The 13,418-nt window shown below is 68.3% G+C and carries 16 protein-coding genes; 9 read left to right on the forward strand and 7 right to left on the reverse strand.

What is annotated here, in order from left to right:
* Positions 1 to 27 precede the first annotated feature (27 nt).
* Positions 28 to 501 (reverse strand): nuclear transport factor 2 family protein, encoded by a 474-nt coding sequence (locus tag D0D37_RS08610; RefSeq protein WP_116200007.1) that lies wholly within the window; start codon positions 499 to 501, stop codon positions 28 to 30.
* A gap of 82 nt (positions 502 to 583) precedes the next feature.
* On the opposite strand from D0D37_RS08610, the gene cysD reads away from it, so the two are divergent.
* The 6 genes from cysD to D0D37_RS08635 all read left to right on the forward strand — a co-directional run bounded on the left by cysD (position 584) and on the right by D0D37_RS08635 (position 7,187).
* Positions 584 to 1,501 (forward strand): sulfate adenylyltransferase subunit CysD, encoded by a 918-nt coding sequence (gene cysD, locus D0D37_RS08615; RefSeq protein ID WP_116200008.1) that lies wholly within the window; start codon positions 584 to 586, stop codon positions 1,499 to 1,501.
* On the forward strand, positions 1,501 to 3,339 hold the full coding sequence (gene cysC / locus D0D37_RS08620) for an adenylyl-sulfate kinase (protein ID WP_116200009.1): 1,839 nt from the start codon (positions 1,501 to 1,503) through the stop codon (positions 3,337 to 3,339). Before cysD ends, cysC begins: the two co-directional genes overlap by 1 nt.
* Before the next feature lie 257 nt (positions 3,340 to 3,596).
* On the forward strand, positions 3,597 to 4,313 hold the full coding sequence (locus tag D0D37_RS08625; RefSeq protein WP_162834126.1) for a class I SAM-dependent methyltransferase: 717 nt from the start codon (positions 3,597 to 3,599) through the stop codon (positions 4,311 to 4,313).
* 76 nt (positions 4,314 to 4,389) lie between these two features.
* A complete protein-coding gene (locus tag D0D37_RS48430) occupies positions 4,390 to 4,524 on the forward strand; it encodes a hypothetical protein (protein ID WP_279630267.1) in 135 nt (44 codons plus the stop codon).
* A 60-nt stretch (positions 4,525 to 4,584) separates the two neighbouring features.
* The gene (locus tag D0D37_RS08630; protein ID WP_116200011.1) at positions 4,585 to 5,748 is read left to right on the forward strand and encodes a YcaO-like family protein; all 1,164 of its coding nucleotides are present in this window, start codon (positions 4,585 to 4,587) and stop codon (positions 5,746 to 5,748) included.
* A 17-nt stretch (positions 5,749 to 5,765) separates the two neighbouring features.
* Positions 5,766 to 7,187: a TfuA-like protein gene (locus D0D37_RS08635; protein WP_116200012.1), complete on the forward strand. Its 1,422-nt coding sequence runs from the start codon at positions 5,766 to 5,768 to the stop codon at positions 7,185 to 7,187.
* On the opposite strand, the gene D0D37_RS08640 is transcribed toward D0D37_RS08635, so the two are convergent.
* The 4 genes from D0D37_RS08640 to D0D37_RS08655 form a co-directional block, all read right to left on the reverse strand.
* The gene (locus tag D0D37_RS08640; protein ID WP_116200013.1) at positions 7,188 to 7,769 is read right to left on the reverse strand and encodes a hypothetical protein; all 582 of its coding nucleotides are present in this window, start codon (positions 7,767 to 7,769) and stop codon (positions 7,188 to 7,190) included.
* 121 nt (positions 7,770 to 7,890) lie between these two features.
* A complete protein-coding gene (locus tag D0D37_RS08645; protein WP_116200014.1) occupies positions 7,891 to 8,604 on the reverse strand; it encodes a type 1 glutamine amidotransferase domain-containing protein in 714 nt (237 codons plus the stop codon).
* A complete protein-coding gene (locus D0D37_RS08650; protein WP_116200015.1) occupies positions 8,601 to 9,521 on the reverse strand; it encodes an acetoacetate decarboxylase family protein in 921 nt (306 codons plus the stop codon). The genes D0D37_RS08645 and D0D37_RS08650 overlap by 4 nt, the downstream gene beginning before the upstream one ends.
* 80 nt (positions 9,522 to 9,601) lie before the next feature.
* Entirely contained in the window at positions 9,602 to 10,183 is a 582-nt protein-coding gene (locus tag D0D37_RS08655) for a TetR/AcrR family transcriptional regulator (RefSeq protein ID WP_116200016.1), read from the reverse strand.
* Between the two features lie 63 nt (positions 10,184 to 10,246).
* On the opposite strand from D0D37_RS08655, the gene D0D37_RS08660 reads away from it, so the two are divergent.
* Complete coding sequence (locus D0D37_RS08660; RefSeq protein WP_116200017.1) at positions 10,247 to 11,515, forward strand: NADH:flavin oxidoreductase/NADH oxidase family protein; 1,269 nt, start codon at positions 10,247 to 10,249, stop codon at positions 11,513 to 11,515.
* Here D0D37_RS08660 and D0D37_RS08665 read toward each other — a convergent pair.
* A complete protein-coding gene (locus tag D0D37_RS08665; protein WP_116200018.1) occupies positions 11,484 to 11,966 on the reverse strand; it encodes a hypothetical protein in 483 nt (160 codons plus the stop codon). The two genes, D0D37_RS08660 and D0D37_RS08665, sit on opposite strands and share 32 nt — an antisense overlap.
* Here D0D37_RS08665 and D0D37_RS08670 point away from each other — a divergent pair.
* Positions 11,947 to 12,201: a hypothetical protein gene (locus tag D0D37_RS08670; RefSeq protein WP_116200019.1), complete on the forward strand. Its 255-nt coding sequence runs from the start codon at positions 11,947 to 11,949 to the stop codon at positions 12,199 to 12,201. The two genes, D0D37_RS08665 and D0D37_RS08670, sit on opposite strands and share 20 nt — an antisense overlap.
* Here the strand turns inward: D0D37_RS08670 and D0D37_RS08675 are convergent.
* A complete protein-coding gene (locus D0D37_RS08675; RefSeq protein WP_116200020.1) occupies positions 12,171 to 12,566 on the reverse strand; it encodes a winged helix-turn-helix transcriptional regulator in 396 nt (131 codons plus the stop codon). The genes D0D37_RS08670 and D0D37_RS08675 overlap by 31 nt on opposite strands.
* Before the next feature lie 74 nt (positions 12,567 to 12,640).
* Here D0D37_RS08675 and D0D37_RS08680 point away from each other — a divergent pair, with 74 nt between their 5' ends.
* Entirely contained in the window at positions 12,641 to 13,285 is a 645-nt protein-coding gene (locus tag D0D37_RS08680) for an NAD(P)-dependent oxidoreductase (protein ID WP_116200021.1), read from the forward strand.
* Positions 13,286 to 13,418 lie beyond the last annotated feature (133 nt).

Here is a 13,418-nt window from a genome sequence, read left to right on the forward strand (position 1 = left end):
GTCCGTCAGGGTTCCCCTCACGGACGATCAGGCGGGCTGGCCCCACATGTTCGCTGTCAGCTTCCATCCCGGCTGGTCCTTCATCGTCACCAGCGTTTCGTACAGCCGCTCGTACCCGGTGCTGCTGATCCGCCACGCGCCGTCCTCGCGCCGGTAGGTGTCCTCGTAGTACGCGGCCCCCTCGATCACCACCCGGTGTTCGGCGACGATCACCTTGTCCTGGAACATCCACCGGCCGGTCGCGGTGTCACCGTCGATCTCGATTTCCGGGTGGCCGGCGAAGTGCATCGTCGTGATGCCGGGGCCGACCGTGGTGCGCAGGAACTCCATGAGAGCGTCGCGGTTGTCGAAGTTCAGCGGTTCGCCGTAGGAAGGCGTGCCGTAGTGCACGCGGGCGTCGGCCGTCAGCGTCTCCGCCATCTCGTCCCAGCGCTTCAGGTCGAGGCACCGGAGGTAGCGGAATTTGACGCGGCGGATTTCTTCGAGTGCGGCCAGGTCCATGCGCTCAGCGTCCTCCGCCGCTTGACCCGGCGCAAGAACCTGTTCTACTTTTCTGTCCTCGAACCTCGGAAGGGCGGATCCGATGGCGACCCAGGCACCCCCGGCCTACGAGCTGAGCCACCTCGGTGCGCTCGAAGCCGAGGCCGTGCATGTCTTCCGCGAGGTCGCGGCTACCTTCGAGCGGCCGGTGCTGCTGTTCTCCGGCGGCAAAGACTCGATGGTGATGCTGCACGTCGCGGCGAAGGCGTTCTGGCCCGCGCCGCTGCCGTTCCCGGTCATGCACGTCGACACCGGGCACAACTTCGACGAGGTCATCCGGTTCCGGGACGAAACCGTCGAGCGCTACGGATTGCGGCTGGTGGTCGCGAGCGTCCAGGACGACATCGACGCGGGCCGGTCCGTCGAGGATCCGAAGGCGGGCCGGAACCGGCTCCAGACGGCGACTTTGCTGCGCGGCATCCGCGAGAACGGCTTCGACGCGGTGTTCGGCGGCGCGCGGCGCGACGAGGAGAAAGCCCGGGCCAAGGAACGCGTGTTCAGCTTCCGCGACGAGTTCGGGCAATGGGATCCGCGGCGACAGCGCCCGGAATTGTGGAATCTCTACAACGGCAGGCATCGCAAGGGCGAGCACATCCGGGTTTTCCCGTTGTCGAATTGGACCGAGCTGGACATCTGGCAGTACGTCGAAGCGGAGAACGTGACTCTGCCGTCGTTGTACTACGCGCATCGCCGGTCGGTGGTCCAGCGCGACGGGATGCTGCTCGCGGACACCCGGTTCCTTACCTTGGGTGAGGGCGAAGTTCCTTATCCGGCAACGGTTCGCTTCCGCACGATCGGGGACGCGACCTGCACCGGGTGCGTCGAATCGACCGCTTCCTCGCCCGCGGAAGTGGTGGCCGAGGTCGCCGCGACGCGGGTCACCGAACGCGGCGCGACCCGGGCCGACGACCGCATTTCCGAGGCCGGGATGGAAGACCGCAAGAAGGAAGGCTACTTCTGATGACCGCCGGGGACCGGGTCACGACGGTGCGGCTCGCCACCGCGGGCAGCGTGGACGACGGGAAATCGACCCTCATCGGCCGGTTGCTGTTCGATTCGAAGACGGTGTTCACCGACCAGCTCGAAGCGATCGAGCGCACCAGCCGGGACCGGGGCGACGCGTACCCGGACCTCGCCCTGCTGACCGACGGCCTGCGCGCGGAACGCGAACAGGGCATCACGATCGACGTCGCGCACCGGTACTTCGCCACGCCCAAACGGAAGTTCATCATCGCCGACACCCCGGGACACGTGCAGTACACCCGGAACATGGTCACCGGAGCGTCCACTTCGGACGTCGCGCTGATCCTGGTCGACGCGCGCAAGGGCGTGCTCGAACAGTCGCGCCGGCACGCGTTCCTGGCCAGCCTGCTGGGCATCCGGCACCTGGTGGTGTGCGTGAACAAAATGGACCTCGTGGACTGGTCGCAGGAGCGGTTCGAGGAAATCCGCGAGGACTTCCGCCGGTTCGCGATGAAATTGCGGACGCCCGATCTGACGTTCGTGCCGATGTCCGCGCTGCACGGTGACAACGTGGTGCACCGGGGCGCGAGTATGCCTTGGTACGAAGGCACTTCGCTGTTGCACCACTTAGAGCAGGTGCATGTCGCGTCCGATCGCAACCTCGTCGACGCGCGTTTTCCGGTGCAATACGTGATTCGTGAACACAGCCGGGATTTCCGCGGTTACGCCGGCACCGTAGCCGGTGGCGTGTTCAAGCCCGGCGACGAAGTGACCGTGCTGCCGTCCGGGTTCACCACGACGGTGCGTGCGATCTGGGGTCCCGGCGGGGTCGAGGTGCCCGAGGCGTTCGCGTCGCTGGCGGTCACCATCGAGCTTGCCGACGAGCTGGACCTCAGCCGCGGCGACCTCATCTGCCGTCCGGGCAATCGTCCGCACGTCGGCCAGGACGTCGACGCCATGGTGTGCTGGTTTTCCGAACAGGCCGCGCTCGCTCCGGGCGCGAACTATCTCGTCCGGCACACGACCCGCGAGACCAAGGCCGAGGTCCGCGCGCTCGACTACCGGCTGGACGTCACCACGCTGCACCGCGACGAGGCCGCGGAGTCGTTGTCGCTCAACGAGATCGGCCGGATCCGGCTGCGGACGCGGCAGCCGCTGCTGTTCGACCCTTATCTGCGCAATAGGCCGACCGGGGGTTTCCTCCTGGTCGACGGACACTCCGGCGACACCGTCGGCGCGGGCATGATCACCGGTCCGAGCGCGACGGCGCCGAACGTGGTCTGGCATCCGGCGGCGGTGTCGCGGGACGAGCGCGCGACCCGCGGCCGGACGGTCTGGCTCACCGGGCTGTCCGCGTCGGGCAAGTCGAGCGTGGCCGTGGAACTGGAGCGCAGGCTGGTCGCCTCAGGCCGCCCTGCCTATCTGCTGGACGGGGACAACCTCCGGCACGGCCTCAACGGCGACCTCGGGTTCGCCCCGGCGCAGCGGGCGGAGAACATCCGCCGCGTCGCGGAGGTCGCCAAGCTGTTCGCCGACGCCGGGGTAGTGGCTGTCGTGTCGTTGATCAGCCCGTATCAGGCTGACCGCGAACTCGCGCGGGCGATACACGAAACCGCGGGTTTGCCGTTTTCGGAAGTTTTCGTCGACACCCCGCTCGAAGTGTGCGAGGACCGCGATCCGAAGGGCATGTACGCCAAGGCGCGGTCGGGGGAAATCACCGGATTCACCGGAGTGGACGCGCCGTACGAACGGCCTGCCTCCCCGGATCTCGTGCTGCGGCCGGAAAACGGCGACCCGGGAGCGATGGCCGCGCTGGTTCTCGCGGCCCTGGAGTAACGCCCGAGCAGAGCAGGATTCATTCGTACGGCCGGGTTAATTCGCGCTGTGGCCGTTTTTTTCGCCGAGGGCCGATCGGGCAGGCGTGACAGCGTCTTCGGGTAAGGCCATTTGACCCGGTGCCGCGAGCGCTGCGACTCTGGAGTTCTGCCTCCGGCGGAATGCCCGCCGGGTGCTGAGGTCTCGGTCGAGCCGGGCAATTCGCTGCCCGGTCCGGCGTCATCCGCATTTCGGCAATGGTGCTTGGAGTGTCAGGCGTGGATGTCACTTTCTTCGAACAGGCTTTGCGGCGCGAAATCCGGCCGGGTTCCTTCGCGGTCGAAATCGGCGACAGCACGCTGCCGGTCGCTCCGCAACCGCTGGAATGGTGGAAACGGGAGCCCGGGGCCCAGCCGCCGGTGGGCTCGGACGTGCTCGACTGGGTGCGGGACGGCTACGTGCTCGACATCGGCTGCACGACCGGCCGTGACCTGGAGACTCTCGCTGGTCGTGGGGTGCGCGGGCACGGGATCGAGCTGATGCCGGTCGCGGTGGCGATGGCGAAAGCCGCGGGGGTCTCCTGCGTCCGTGCGGATGTTTTCTCCTACACGCCGCCGCGAACCGTGGACGCCGTCCTCGCGGTCGGCGGCAACGGCGGAATGGCGGCGCGGCTGGCCGCACTGCCGGAATTCCTGCATCGATTGTCCTCGTGGCTGAACGAAACCGGCCGCATTGTGTTCACCAGCACGGATTGGCGCCGGCTGCCGCCCGGGACATTCAACAACCGCGAACTGCCGGACGGCGGATACCGGGGCGACATCCGGATGCGGCTGTGGCTCGAGGACGAAGCCGGTCCGTGGTTCCCGTGGCTGTTCGTCGATCCCGACGCGCTGGAAAAAGCCTGCTCCGAGGCGGGGCTGCGGATCGCCGACCGCAAGGAATGGCAGGGCGGGATCGCCTACGCGGCGCTGCTCGAACGGGCCGTTTCCGCCTGACTGTACGGGGAAAGCAGGTTTCCGCCCCCGAATTTCCCTGGTCCGCAGGGAAAAGTGGAACGAAAGGAAGTCAACCATGCACGAAATCGTGCTGCCCACGGCCGCCGAACTGGAAGCCGACCTGGCGGGCGTCCGCTCGGAAAAGATCTCGACCTTCCAGTCCCCGTTCGCCGAGGGCGTGGCCGAGAGCAGCGAACTCTGCGGCTGCTGACCGGGGTCGGGCTGGCGGCGGTCCCGCCAGCCCGATCGGCGCGGAAGAAACGAGGGGAAGATGACGGAGCAGGCGACCGCGGGCCTGGCCAAGGTGGTGTTCGACGGAACGCACCGGAGCCGCCGGCCGGAGGAGACGTGGCAGTGGATCGAACCGAAACTGCCGCGGCTCGGCATCACTCGCGTCGCCGACGTCACCTGGCTCGACGAGATCGGGATCCCGGTCTTCCAGGCGATGCGGCCGAACGCGCGGACCCTCTCGGTGTCCCAAGGCAAGGGCGTCAGCGCCGCGCTCGCCCGGGTGTCCGGGGTGATGGAGGGCGTCGAACTCTGGCACGCGGAACATCCGCTGGAATTCCCGACCGAGACGGCCGCCGTCGCTGAGTCGGAGCGGTTCACCGGGTATCGCGTCGACGAACTCGCCCTTGCTGCCCGGCATTGCCTCAATCCGGACACGCGCCTGGAATGGCGGACGGCGCGGCTGGTCGACGGCAGCGGCACGTCGCTGGTGCCGGTGGAGCTGGTCACGCTCGACTTCCGGTTCGACGAGCGCTGGCTCCCGCCGCTGTTCCGGATCAGCAGCAACGGTCTGGCCAGTGGAAACACCCTGGACGAGGCGTTGCTGCACGGGATGTACGAGGTGGTCGAACGCGACTCGATGGCGCGCAGGGCCGCCGGGGAGCCGTCGCTGCTGGTCCACCCGGAAACTGTCGAGAACGCCGGTCTGGTCGCGCTGCTGGAGAAGTACCGGGCGGCGAAGGTGCACGTCCAGATGAGCTTTCTGCCGAATCCGTTCGGCATCCCGGCTTTCGACGTGCTGATCTGGAGCGACGCCTTCCCCGCGACGTTCACCGGCTCCGGTGCCCACTTGGACGCGGCGGTCGCGCTGTCCCGGGCGCTCACCGAAGCCGCGCAGTCTCGAGCCACCGCCATCGCCGGGGCGCGCGACGACATCGGCAAGGCTCCTTACCGGGAAGCCCGCGTCTTCGGCGTCCGGCGCTCGTCGGATTCGCCGCCCTTCAAGGAGCAAGACGGCCCTGCGATCCCGTTCGCCGACATCGAATCGGCCCCACTGGCCACTTTGGACGGTGAAGTGCGAGACGTCGCCGCGCGAGTCAAACGGGTGACCGGCCACGCCCCGCTGTATGTCGACCTGACCCAGCCGGACCTCGGGATCCCGGTGGCGCACGTCGTCTGCCCGGGAACCTCCTTCCAGCACCATTGACCCGGAACGGACGCCTCATGCCCCGTCGTATTCTTTTCGTCGGTCCGAGCCTGCCGGACGCCGCCGAGCTGGCGCGGGGCTCGGACATCGAGGTGCTGCCGCCGGTGGCCGCGGGCGATCTGCCCCGGCTGTCGGTGGCCGCCGGCGACGCGGTCGGCATCGTCGACGGCTACTTCCACCAGGTCGGCACCGTGCGGCACAAGGAGATCCTGGCGTTGCTGGGCGAAGGGGTACGGGTGCTGGGCGCGGCCAGCATGGGCGCTTTGCGGGCCGCAGAGCTGGACGTCTTCGGCATGGAGGGCATCGGCCGGATCTACGCGGACTACCGCGACGGGCGGCTGGAGGCGGACGACGAGGTCACCCTGCTGCACAGCACTCCGGAAGAGGATTACCGGCCGCTCTCGGAACCGCTGGTGTGCATGCGTGCCACGTTCTCCCAGGCAGTGGCGGCCGGGGTGTGCGACAGCGAGACCGCTGCCTGCCTCGTCGCTGTCCTGGCCTGCTGGCCGTTCGGCAGGCGGTCCTATGACGGTCTGGCCGCGGCTGGCCGGGAAGCCGGAATCGACCCGAAGCTCGCCCGCGAGATCGGCCAGTACTGTGTCGCGCATCGGCTGGATCCCAAACGCTCGGACGCGATCTTGCTGCTGGACGCCTTGCGGCACGAGCGCCCGACCCCGCTCGACCCGCCGACGGTGAACCGGACTTCTTTTCTCTACCTGTGGCAAACGGCCGCGCTGGGGCTGGAGATCGGGGACTCGCCGCACCAGGGCCACCTCGGAGCACTGCGGGCCTGCCAGCTGTTCGCGGCCGACTATCCCGAGTTCCATCGAACGGTGATTTTCCGTGCCCTAGCAGCGAAATGCGTCGAGGAATGCGGCACGGAGCCTGCAATCGAAGACGCCGCAGTCGCGCAGATCGCTTTGCAGCACGGCGAACACCGAGGCTTGTACCGCCTCCCGGCCGACCCGGAGCGGCTGCGGTCTCTCGCTGCGCAATGGCTGACTTCGGCGGAGCAGGACATCCTGACCCCGTCGGAGGGGCTGCTCGTGTTCCTCGTGCGAAGCTTCCGGGTGAGTCCGGGCCTTACCTGGGAGGAACTGCCGCTTCGGCAGTTGCGGGAGAAGCCGTTGTGGGAGGACGCCCGGCGCCTCGTCCAGCTCGCGTGGGAGGTCAACGACCGGGTGTTCGGCGAGGGGCAGGAGCGGGACGTCAACGACCTGTCGCACGAGAAGATCCTCGACCTGTTCGCCGAGCGCTGGGGAGTCGTCCGCGCGGAGCTGGAACTGGCGGCGCTGGACCGCGGGCTGGAGTCGCTGGACAGCCTGGTGATGGCGGGCCGCGCGTTCTACCTGCTCGCGCGGTACAACCCGGACCTGGTCCGGCTCACCGTCGAGGCGGCCGACGCCCCGGCGGCGAGCCGGCTCCGTGCGGAATTCTAGCTACCGCGACAGGGCCAGGCACCGGATCCCGAAGCGGTCGCCGTAATTGTTGAAATAGGAGACCAGACTGAAACCTTTGGCGACCCAGGCCGGATTCTGCCAGCGGCAGGCGGCGTGGAAGTTGATCGGGACCGACGTTCCGTGCCCGACGCACCGCCAGGAAGCGACATTGTCGCCGACGCTGGCGTCGGAATAGCCGAGGGAGTTGCAGTATTGGTTGACCGCGATTCCGCCGACATCGGCGTAGGCGGACGGATTGGCCCAGCACCGGCCGCCGCTGTTGGTCACGGTGAATCCGGCCGCGACCAGGTCGGAAAATTGCCACCGGCAGGCAGCGGTCAGCGGCACCGCCGTGTCGATTTTGTGGTTCCCGACGCAGAACCAGACGTCGGCTCGCCGTGTGACGTCGGCGAACCCGTTCGCTTGGCAAAACTCGCGAAGCGTCATGCCGCCGAGATCGCCGACGGTGGCGGGCGACGCGCTCTTGGCGGGCGCGGCGGCTGCAGCGGGGGAAATGAGCAGGAATGCGAGCAACGCGCCGCCCACCGCGGCCAGCAGCGATCTGAACCGTGATTCTCTCATCGGAAATCCGTCCGTCTCTGTCCGGAATTATCGCTTTGTGGTTCGCCTCGCGAAGCGGTCCGGGTATCGTTGCGCGCTGGGACGGGTGAGCACAATCAGCCTATGAGCGTAAGGCGTGGCGTCATTTGCGCGATGCGGCGGAGACGTCGGCGATGATCCGGCGCGCGAGCGCGGCCGAGGAACCAGGGTTCTGGCCGGTGTAAAGATTGCGGTCGACCACGACGTGGGACTTCAACGGGAGTCCGGCGGTATAGTCCGCGCCCGCCTCCTTGAGCCGGTCTTCCAGCAGCCACTTGGCTTTCCACGCGAACGGGTTGAAGCGCTCCTCGACGTTGGAAAGGCCCGTCATCCGGTAACCGGCGAACGGCCAGGTTCCGTCCGGGTTCTTCGCCGCCAGCGCCGCGGCCGGGGCGTGGCACAGCAGCGCCAGCGGCCGGGCGGAGGACAGCCGTTCGGTCAGCAGCGCACCGGAAACCGGGTCGACGGCGAGGTCTTCCATCGGGCCGTGGCCGCCGGAATAGAAGACGACGTCGAACTCGTCCGGGTCCACTTCGGACAGATCGGCGGGCTGGGCCAGCACGGGGGAGAGGCGGTCGAGTTCCGCCTTCAGTTTCTTGGCGGTGCGAGGAAGAACGCCGCCTTTGACGCCGAGGCTGAGCTGGTCGACCACGGGCTGCTTGCCGCCGGGGGTGGCGACGGTGACGTCCCAGCCTGCTTCGGTGAACAGCGTGTAGGGGACGACGAACTCCTCGGCCCAGAACCCGGTCGGATGCTCGGTGCCGTCCTTCAGCGTCCAGACCCGCGCGGCGGAAAGCACCTGCAGAACCTTGGTCATCGCGAAACTCCTTGCTGCGGAACCGAGTAGGGGACTGGCAAGTGCAGGGCGAGCTGGCCTTCGGCGAGCACGTCGAAGCGGACCGGGCGGGTCGGCTTGAGCGAGCGCAGGTCGTCGCTCATCCGGCCGCGGCCGAGTTGCAGATCCACCTTGCGCGGGAAGGACGTGCTGCCCGCCGACAGGGCGTTGGTCTGGCTCAGCGTCGAGTGCCACGCGCCGTTGATCGTCGTGTACGAGGTGAGGGTCGAAACGCGATCGCCGCTGGCGTACCTGGTCTGTGCGGGGGTGGCCGCCGACAGTGCCAGGTCAAGCTCGCCGGAGTCGTTGGCGACGCGCGCGGTGGTGCGGCTGGAGTCGATGTCGACGTCGAGTCCGGTGAGCCACTTGGGAAAACCGTAGCCGTCATGGCCGCGGACCTGCGCGATGTCGGTGTTGACCGGCAGGGACAGGACGTAGGTGTCGAGGTGGTCGTTCTTCAGCGCGGCGACCAGATCGACGAACCCGAGCTTGCCGTGCCGCGCGGGCCGGACCGCGACGCCGACCGCGGCTTCGGTGTAGAAGTCGATGTCGCATATGTCGTAGCGGAAGAACATCACCGACACCAGGCCGAGTCCGGGCGCGACCTCCAGCGGTGCCAGTTCCTTCGGCAGGCGGGCGCGGATCGCGCGGGAGCGGGCGAGCATCGTGAGGCGCGCGGAGGACATCCGGTAGTAGAAGTTCGGCGTCAAGGTGGACCCGATCGGCGACTCGACCCTCGTCTTCGGCAGCGAGCGGAAGAACTCGACGCCGCTGACGCGAAGATCGCGAGCGACCTCGTCGAGGTCGGTCTCCATCCGATAGCGGTCGTACAGGCCGCCCTCGGGGACGGTGACGAGGCGACCGCCGAGGTCGACCTCCACTTGTCCGGTCGGTGCCATTGGGGTCGCTCCCTCGCCTTATGTGTGCAGTGCTTACATCACGGTAAGCCTCGATGTGAGCACTGTCAACACGAGGGCTGTCACTCACCCGTCCGGGCGGCGAAAACCGCGGCGAAGGAGGCGCGGACCTGGTTCGCGACGTCGTCCGGGGAGGCGCTGGAGAGCTTGCCGTCCAGGTGGAGGCAGGCCAGTCCGTGGACCATTCCCCACCCGGCGATAGTGATGGCTGCCAGGTCGGCGTCGGGGAACACGGCACCGACAGCGCGGGCGAGCGTCTCGTGCACTGCGGCTGCGGCGGCGACGCGGTCGTCGCTCGTGTCGTCGCAGGCGTTGCCGAACATGAGCCGGAACAGCGCCGGGCGACGGAGGGCGAAGTCGACGTACGCGACGCCCAGTTCGGCCAGTCCGGCGACGGTGGCCGGCGAGGCGTCGCCCTGGCTCAAGTCGGCGTCCAGGTCGCGCAGGCCCTGGGCGGCCAGGGCGGATTCGAGGGCGTCTCGGTCGGCGAAATGCCGGTACGGGGCGGTCGGGGAGACGCCCGCTTTCCGTGCGACTGCTCGCAGGGAGAACTGCTCGCCCTGTTCGAGCATCTGCATCGCCGTCGTCAGCAGGGCGGCCCGCAAATCGCCGTGATGGTAGCCGTCCTTCGTGTAAGTTGACACCGCTTACATCGCCTCCTACTCTCATGTGAGCACTGCAAACATACCGCACGGATCGCAGGAATCATGAGCACCTCGCCCTTGTTCGCGCCGTTCGCGCCCGCCCACGGGCCCGCGCTGGCCAACCGGCTCGTCAAAGCCGCCATGGAGGAGAACATGGCCGGACCCGGGCAGCTGCCCGACGAACGGATCCGCCGCCTGTACCGCCGTTGGAGCGAGGGCGGCGCCGGACTGCTCGTCACCGGCAACGTGATGGTGCACGCCGAAGCGTTGACCGGTCCCGCGGGCATTGTCCTGGACGAGCGGTCGCCGCTGGAGCCGTTCCGCGCGTGGGCGGAGGCGGCCAAGAGCGGCGGTGCGCGGGTGTGGATGCAGATCAACCACCCCGGACGCCAGGTGATGGCGAACATGCCCGGAGTCGCGTGGGGTCCGTCGGCGATCAAGGTGGACGTCGGCAAGCAGAGCAAACGGCTCGCGCAGCCGACCGAGATGACCGCTGACCAGATTGGACAGACAGTGGCGAGGTTCGCCGAAACCGCCCGCCGCGCCGAGGAAGCCGGGTTCGACGGCGTCGAGATCCACGCTGCCCACGGGTACCTGCTGTCGCAGTTCCTTTCCCCGTTGGTCAACACTCGGACTGATGAGTGGGGCGGCAGCTTGGAAAACCGGGCGCGACTGCTCCTCGACATCGTGCGAGCCGTGCGAGACGTCGTGTCGCCGTCTTTCGCGGTCGCGGTGAAATTGAATTCGGCCGATTTTCAGCGAGGCGGATTCGACGCTGCTGATGCCGGTCGGGTGATCGAAATGCTGGCTCCGCTCGGCGTGGACGTGGTCGAGCTGTCCGGCGGCAGTTACGAAAGCCCGGCGATGTCCGGCCGCTCCGCCGACGAGCGCACAGTGGCCAGGGAGGCGTACTTCCTGACCCTGGCGGAAGAACTCGCCCGGACGAGCCCGCTGCCGCTGATGCTGACGGGCGGCATCGTCCGGCGGTCGGTCGCCGAGCAGGTCCTGGCTGGCGGCATCGACCTCGCCGGGATGGGGACCGCCCTCGCGGTGGACCCTGACTTGCCGAAGAAGTGGCTTCACGACGAGGACGCCGCGGTGGAGCTGGCGCCGGTGACGATCAAGGACAAAGCGCTGGCGTCTGCTGCGGGTATGGCGCGGGTGCGTCGCCAGCTGCGGCGGCTCGGCGCGGGCCGTTCGCCGCGTTTGCGCACGAATCCGAAGCTGGCTCTCGCGAAGGAAACCGTTCTGCAGCAACGCGCCCTGCGTCGTTACCGTGACTGGCTCAACGCCCGGGGTGTCAGCAGGACGTTTTCGACGCAGCAGGCGTGACTGCTTTGTTCCAGACCGTGACAGTCGATCCGTCGGCTCTGATCTCCACGACCGGGAACGGTTTCTCCATCGGGTTGCCGTACTGCGTCTGCTCAGGACTGAACTGGATGGTGCCGCTCGCGCCCCGGACGGCGTCGCGGAGGCTGCCCTGGCTGATCGCGGAGCCGCCGTCGTCGCCGGTGACCACGGTCAGTTTCCCGTTGGCGCACGGGGTGTTGCCCTGCGTCCAGGATTGCACGAACGGCCCGAGATCGGCGCCGCAGCCGGTGAAGTACACGACAGTCGGCGCGACCGAGCAGAGATTCTGGTCCAGGTAGGCGAATTGAGTGAGCAGCGGGTCGCTGCGGGAGACGACGGCGGGCTGGGCGCCCGGCGAGGTGAACGGGAACCGGTGCGCTGGGGGCATTTCCTCGGCGACTCGGACTTTGAAGATGCCGACCGCGGTCGTCACCATTCCCGGGTTGACCGGTGCGGTGCTGCCGGGGCCCGCGATGTACCTGAGCTTCTCACAGGTTTTCGCGCGCGTCCCCGGCGCCTGGGACGCGGTGGCGGAGGCGATCACGTCGACCGCGGCGATCGGCGTCGGCGGGGTGCTCGGTTTGCGGCTCGCGGCGTTGCGCCGACCGGCGGCGGTGTTGCCGGAGGCCCCGTTCGCTCAACGGATCTCGCGCTCCTGGCGGTCGTAGGCCTCCTGCGCGGCCGAGATGACGCCGACGTGTGCGTTCGACCATTCCTGCAAGGCGCGCAGGGGTTCGCGCAGGGAATCGCCCGCTTCGGTGAGCGTGTATTCGACGCGGATCGGAACCCCGGGGCACACGGTGCGGCGCACGAGGCCGTCCCGCTCGAGCGTGCGCAGCGTCTGGGTGAGCATCTTCTTCGAAATGCCCTCGATCCGCCGGTTCAGGCCGGAGAAGCGGGAGCTGCCGTCGGAAAGCGCGGCGACGACCAGCACTGTCCACCGGTCGCCGATGCGATCCAGGACGCGGCGCGCCGGGCAGTCCGCGCGGTAGGGGCTGCCGTGGAGGACTGGCCTGGTCAGGTGGGTTACCACAAAGTGCCTTCTTCCCGTCGGAGAGTCGCTCTCCTACGGTAACCGAAGTCATCGGCTTCGGAGAAAGGAAACTCGTGTCTCGCATCCTCGTCCTCGGCGGTACCGGTTACGCAGGTTCGGCCATCGTCGCGGAGGCCGCCGCTCGCGGTCACCAGGTCACCGCGCTGAGCCGCTCGCTTCCCGAAAAGCGGATTTCCCGGGTCAGGTACGTCGAAGGCGACGTCACCGACGAAGCGATGCTCTCGGCATCCGTGCGGGACTCGGACGTCGTCGTCGGCGCGCTCGCTCCGCGCGGCCAGCTGGCCAGCGTTTTCCGGGAGGTCTATCGCACCGTCATGCGGCTGGCGGACGCCGCGGGCGTGCCGCTGTTCCTCGTCGGCGGTGCTTCGTCGCTGCGCCCGGCACCCGGAGCGGAGCGCTTCGTCGCCGACCTCAGCCATCTCCCCGCGGAACTCCACGACGAGATCCGCGCCGGGGCCGCGCTCATTCTCGAAGACCTTCCGGCCGCGCCCGCGTCGCTCGACTGGGTGTTCGTGAGCCCGGCGCTCCGGTTCGGCGCCCGGATGCCCGGCGAACGGCTCGGCCGGTACCGGCTCGGCGGCGACGTCGCGGTCGACCCCGAAGGCGGCGCGATCTCCGCGCCGGACTACGCCCTCGGTTTCGTCGACCTGATCGAGAAGGGCGAACGCCGTCGCGAGCAGGTCAATCTCGGCAACTGACGGAGAGGGGGGTGTCCCTATGTGGTTTGTCAAGCCGCTGCGGGGGCGGAGGCGGGTTCGGGGTGGCGGTAGTGGGTGTGGTTGCGGAGCATGGCGTAGAGGACGTCGCAGCGTCGGCGGGCGAGGCATATGA

It is taken from the genome of Amycolatopsis circi (genome assembly GCF_003385235.1).
Classification (GTDB): domain Bacteria; phylum Actinomycetota; class Actinomycetes; order Mycobacteriales; family Pseudonocardiaceae; genus Amycolatopsis; species Amycolatopsis circi.

Excerpts from the sequence above, each read along its gene's own strand:
- D0D37_RS48430 (WP_279630267.1), top strand. The coding sequence starts at position 4,390 with ATGCACGAAATCGTGCTGCCCACGGCCGCCGAACTGGAAGCCGACCTG.
- D0D37_RS08670 (WP_116200019.1), top strand. The coding sequence starts at position 11,947 with ATGCCGACCGCGGTCGTCACCATTCCCGGGTTGACCGGTGCGGTGCTG.
- D0D37_RS08635 (WP_116200012.1), top strand. The coding sequence starts at position 5,766 with ATGCCCCGTCGTATTCTTTTCGTCGGTCCGAGCCTGCCGGACGCCGCC.
- D0D37_RS08630 (WP_116200011.1), top strand. The coding sequence starts at position 4,585 with ATGACGGAGCAGGCGACCGCGGGCCTGGCCAAGGTGGTGTTCGACGGA.
- D0D37_RS08610 (WP_116200007.1), bottom strand. The coding sequence starts at position 501 with ATGGACCTGGCCGCACTCGAAGAAATCCGCCGCGTCAAATTCCGCTAC.
- D0D37_RS08650 (WP_116200015.1), bottom strand. The coding sequence starts at position 9,521 with ATGGCACCGACCGGACAAGTGGAGGTCGACCTCGGCGGTCGCCTCGTC.
- D0D37_RS08640 (WP_116200013.1), bottom strand. The coding sequence starts at position 7,769 with ATGAGAGAATCACGGTTCAGATCGCTGCTGGCCGCGGTGGGCGGCGCG.
- D0D37_RS08645 (WP_116200014.1), bottom strand. The coding sequence starts at position 8,604 with ATGACCAAGGTTCTGCAGGTGCTTTCCGCCGCGCGGGTCTGGACGCTG.
- D0D37_RS08660 (WP_116200017.1), top strand. The coding sequence starts at position 10,247 with ATGAGCACCTCGCCCTTGTTCGCGCCGTTCGCGCCCGCCCACGGGCCC.
- cysD (WP_116200008.1), top strand. The coding sequence starts at position 584 with ATGGCGACCCAGGCACCCCCGGCCTACGAGCTGAGCCACCTCGGTGCG.
- cysC (WP_116200009.1), top strand. The coding sequence starts at position 1,501 with ATGACCGCCGGGGACCGGGTCACGACGGTGCGGCTCGCCACCGCGGGC.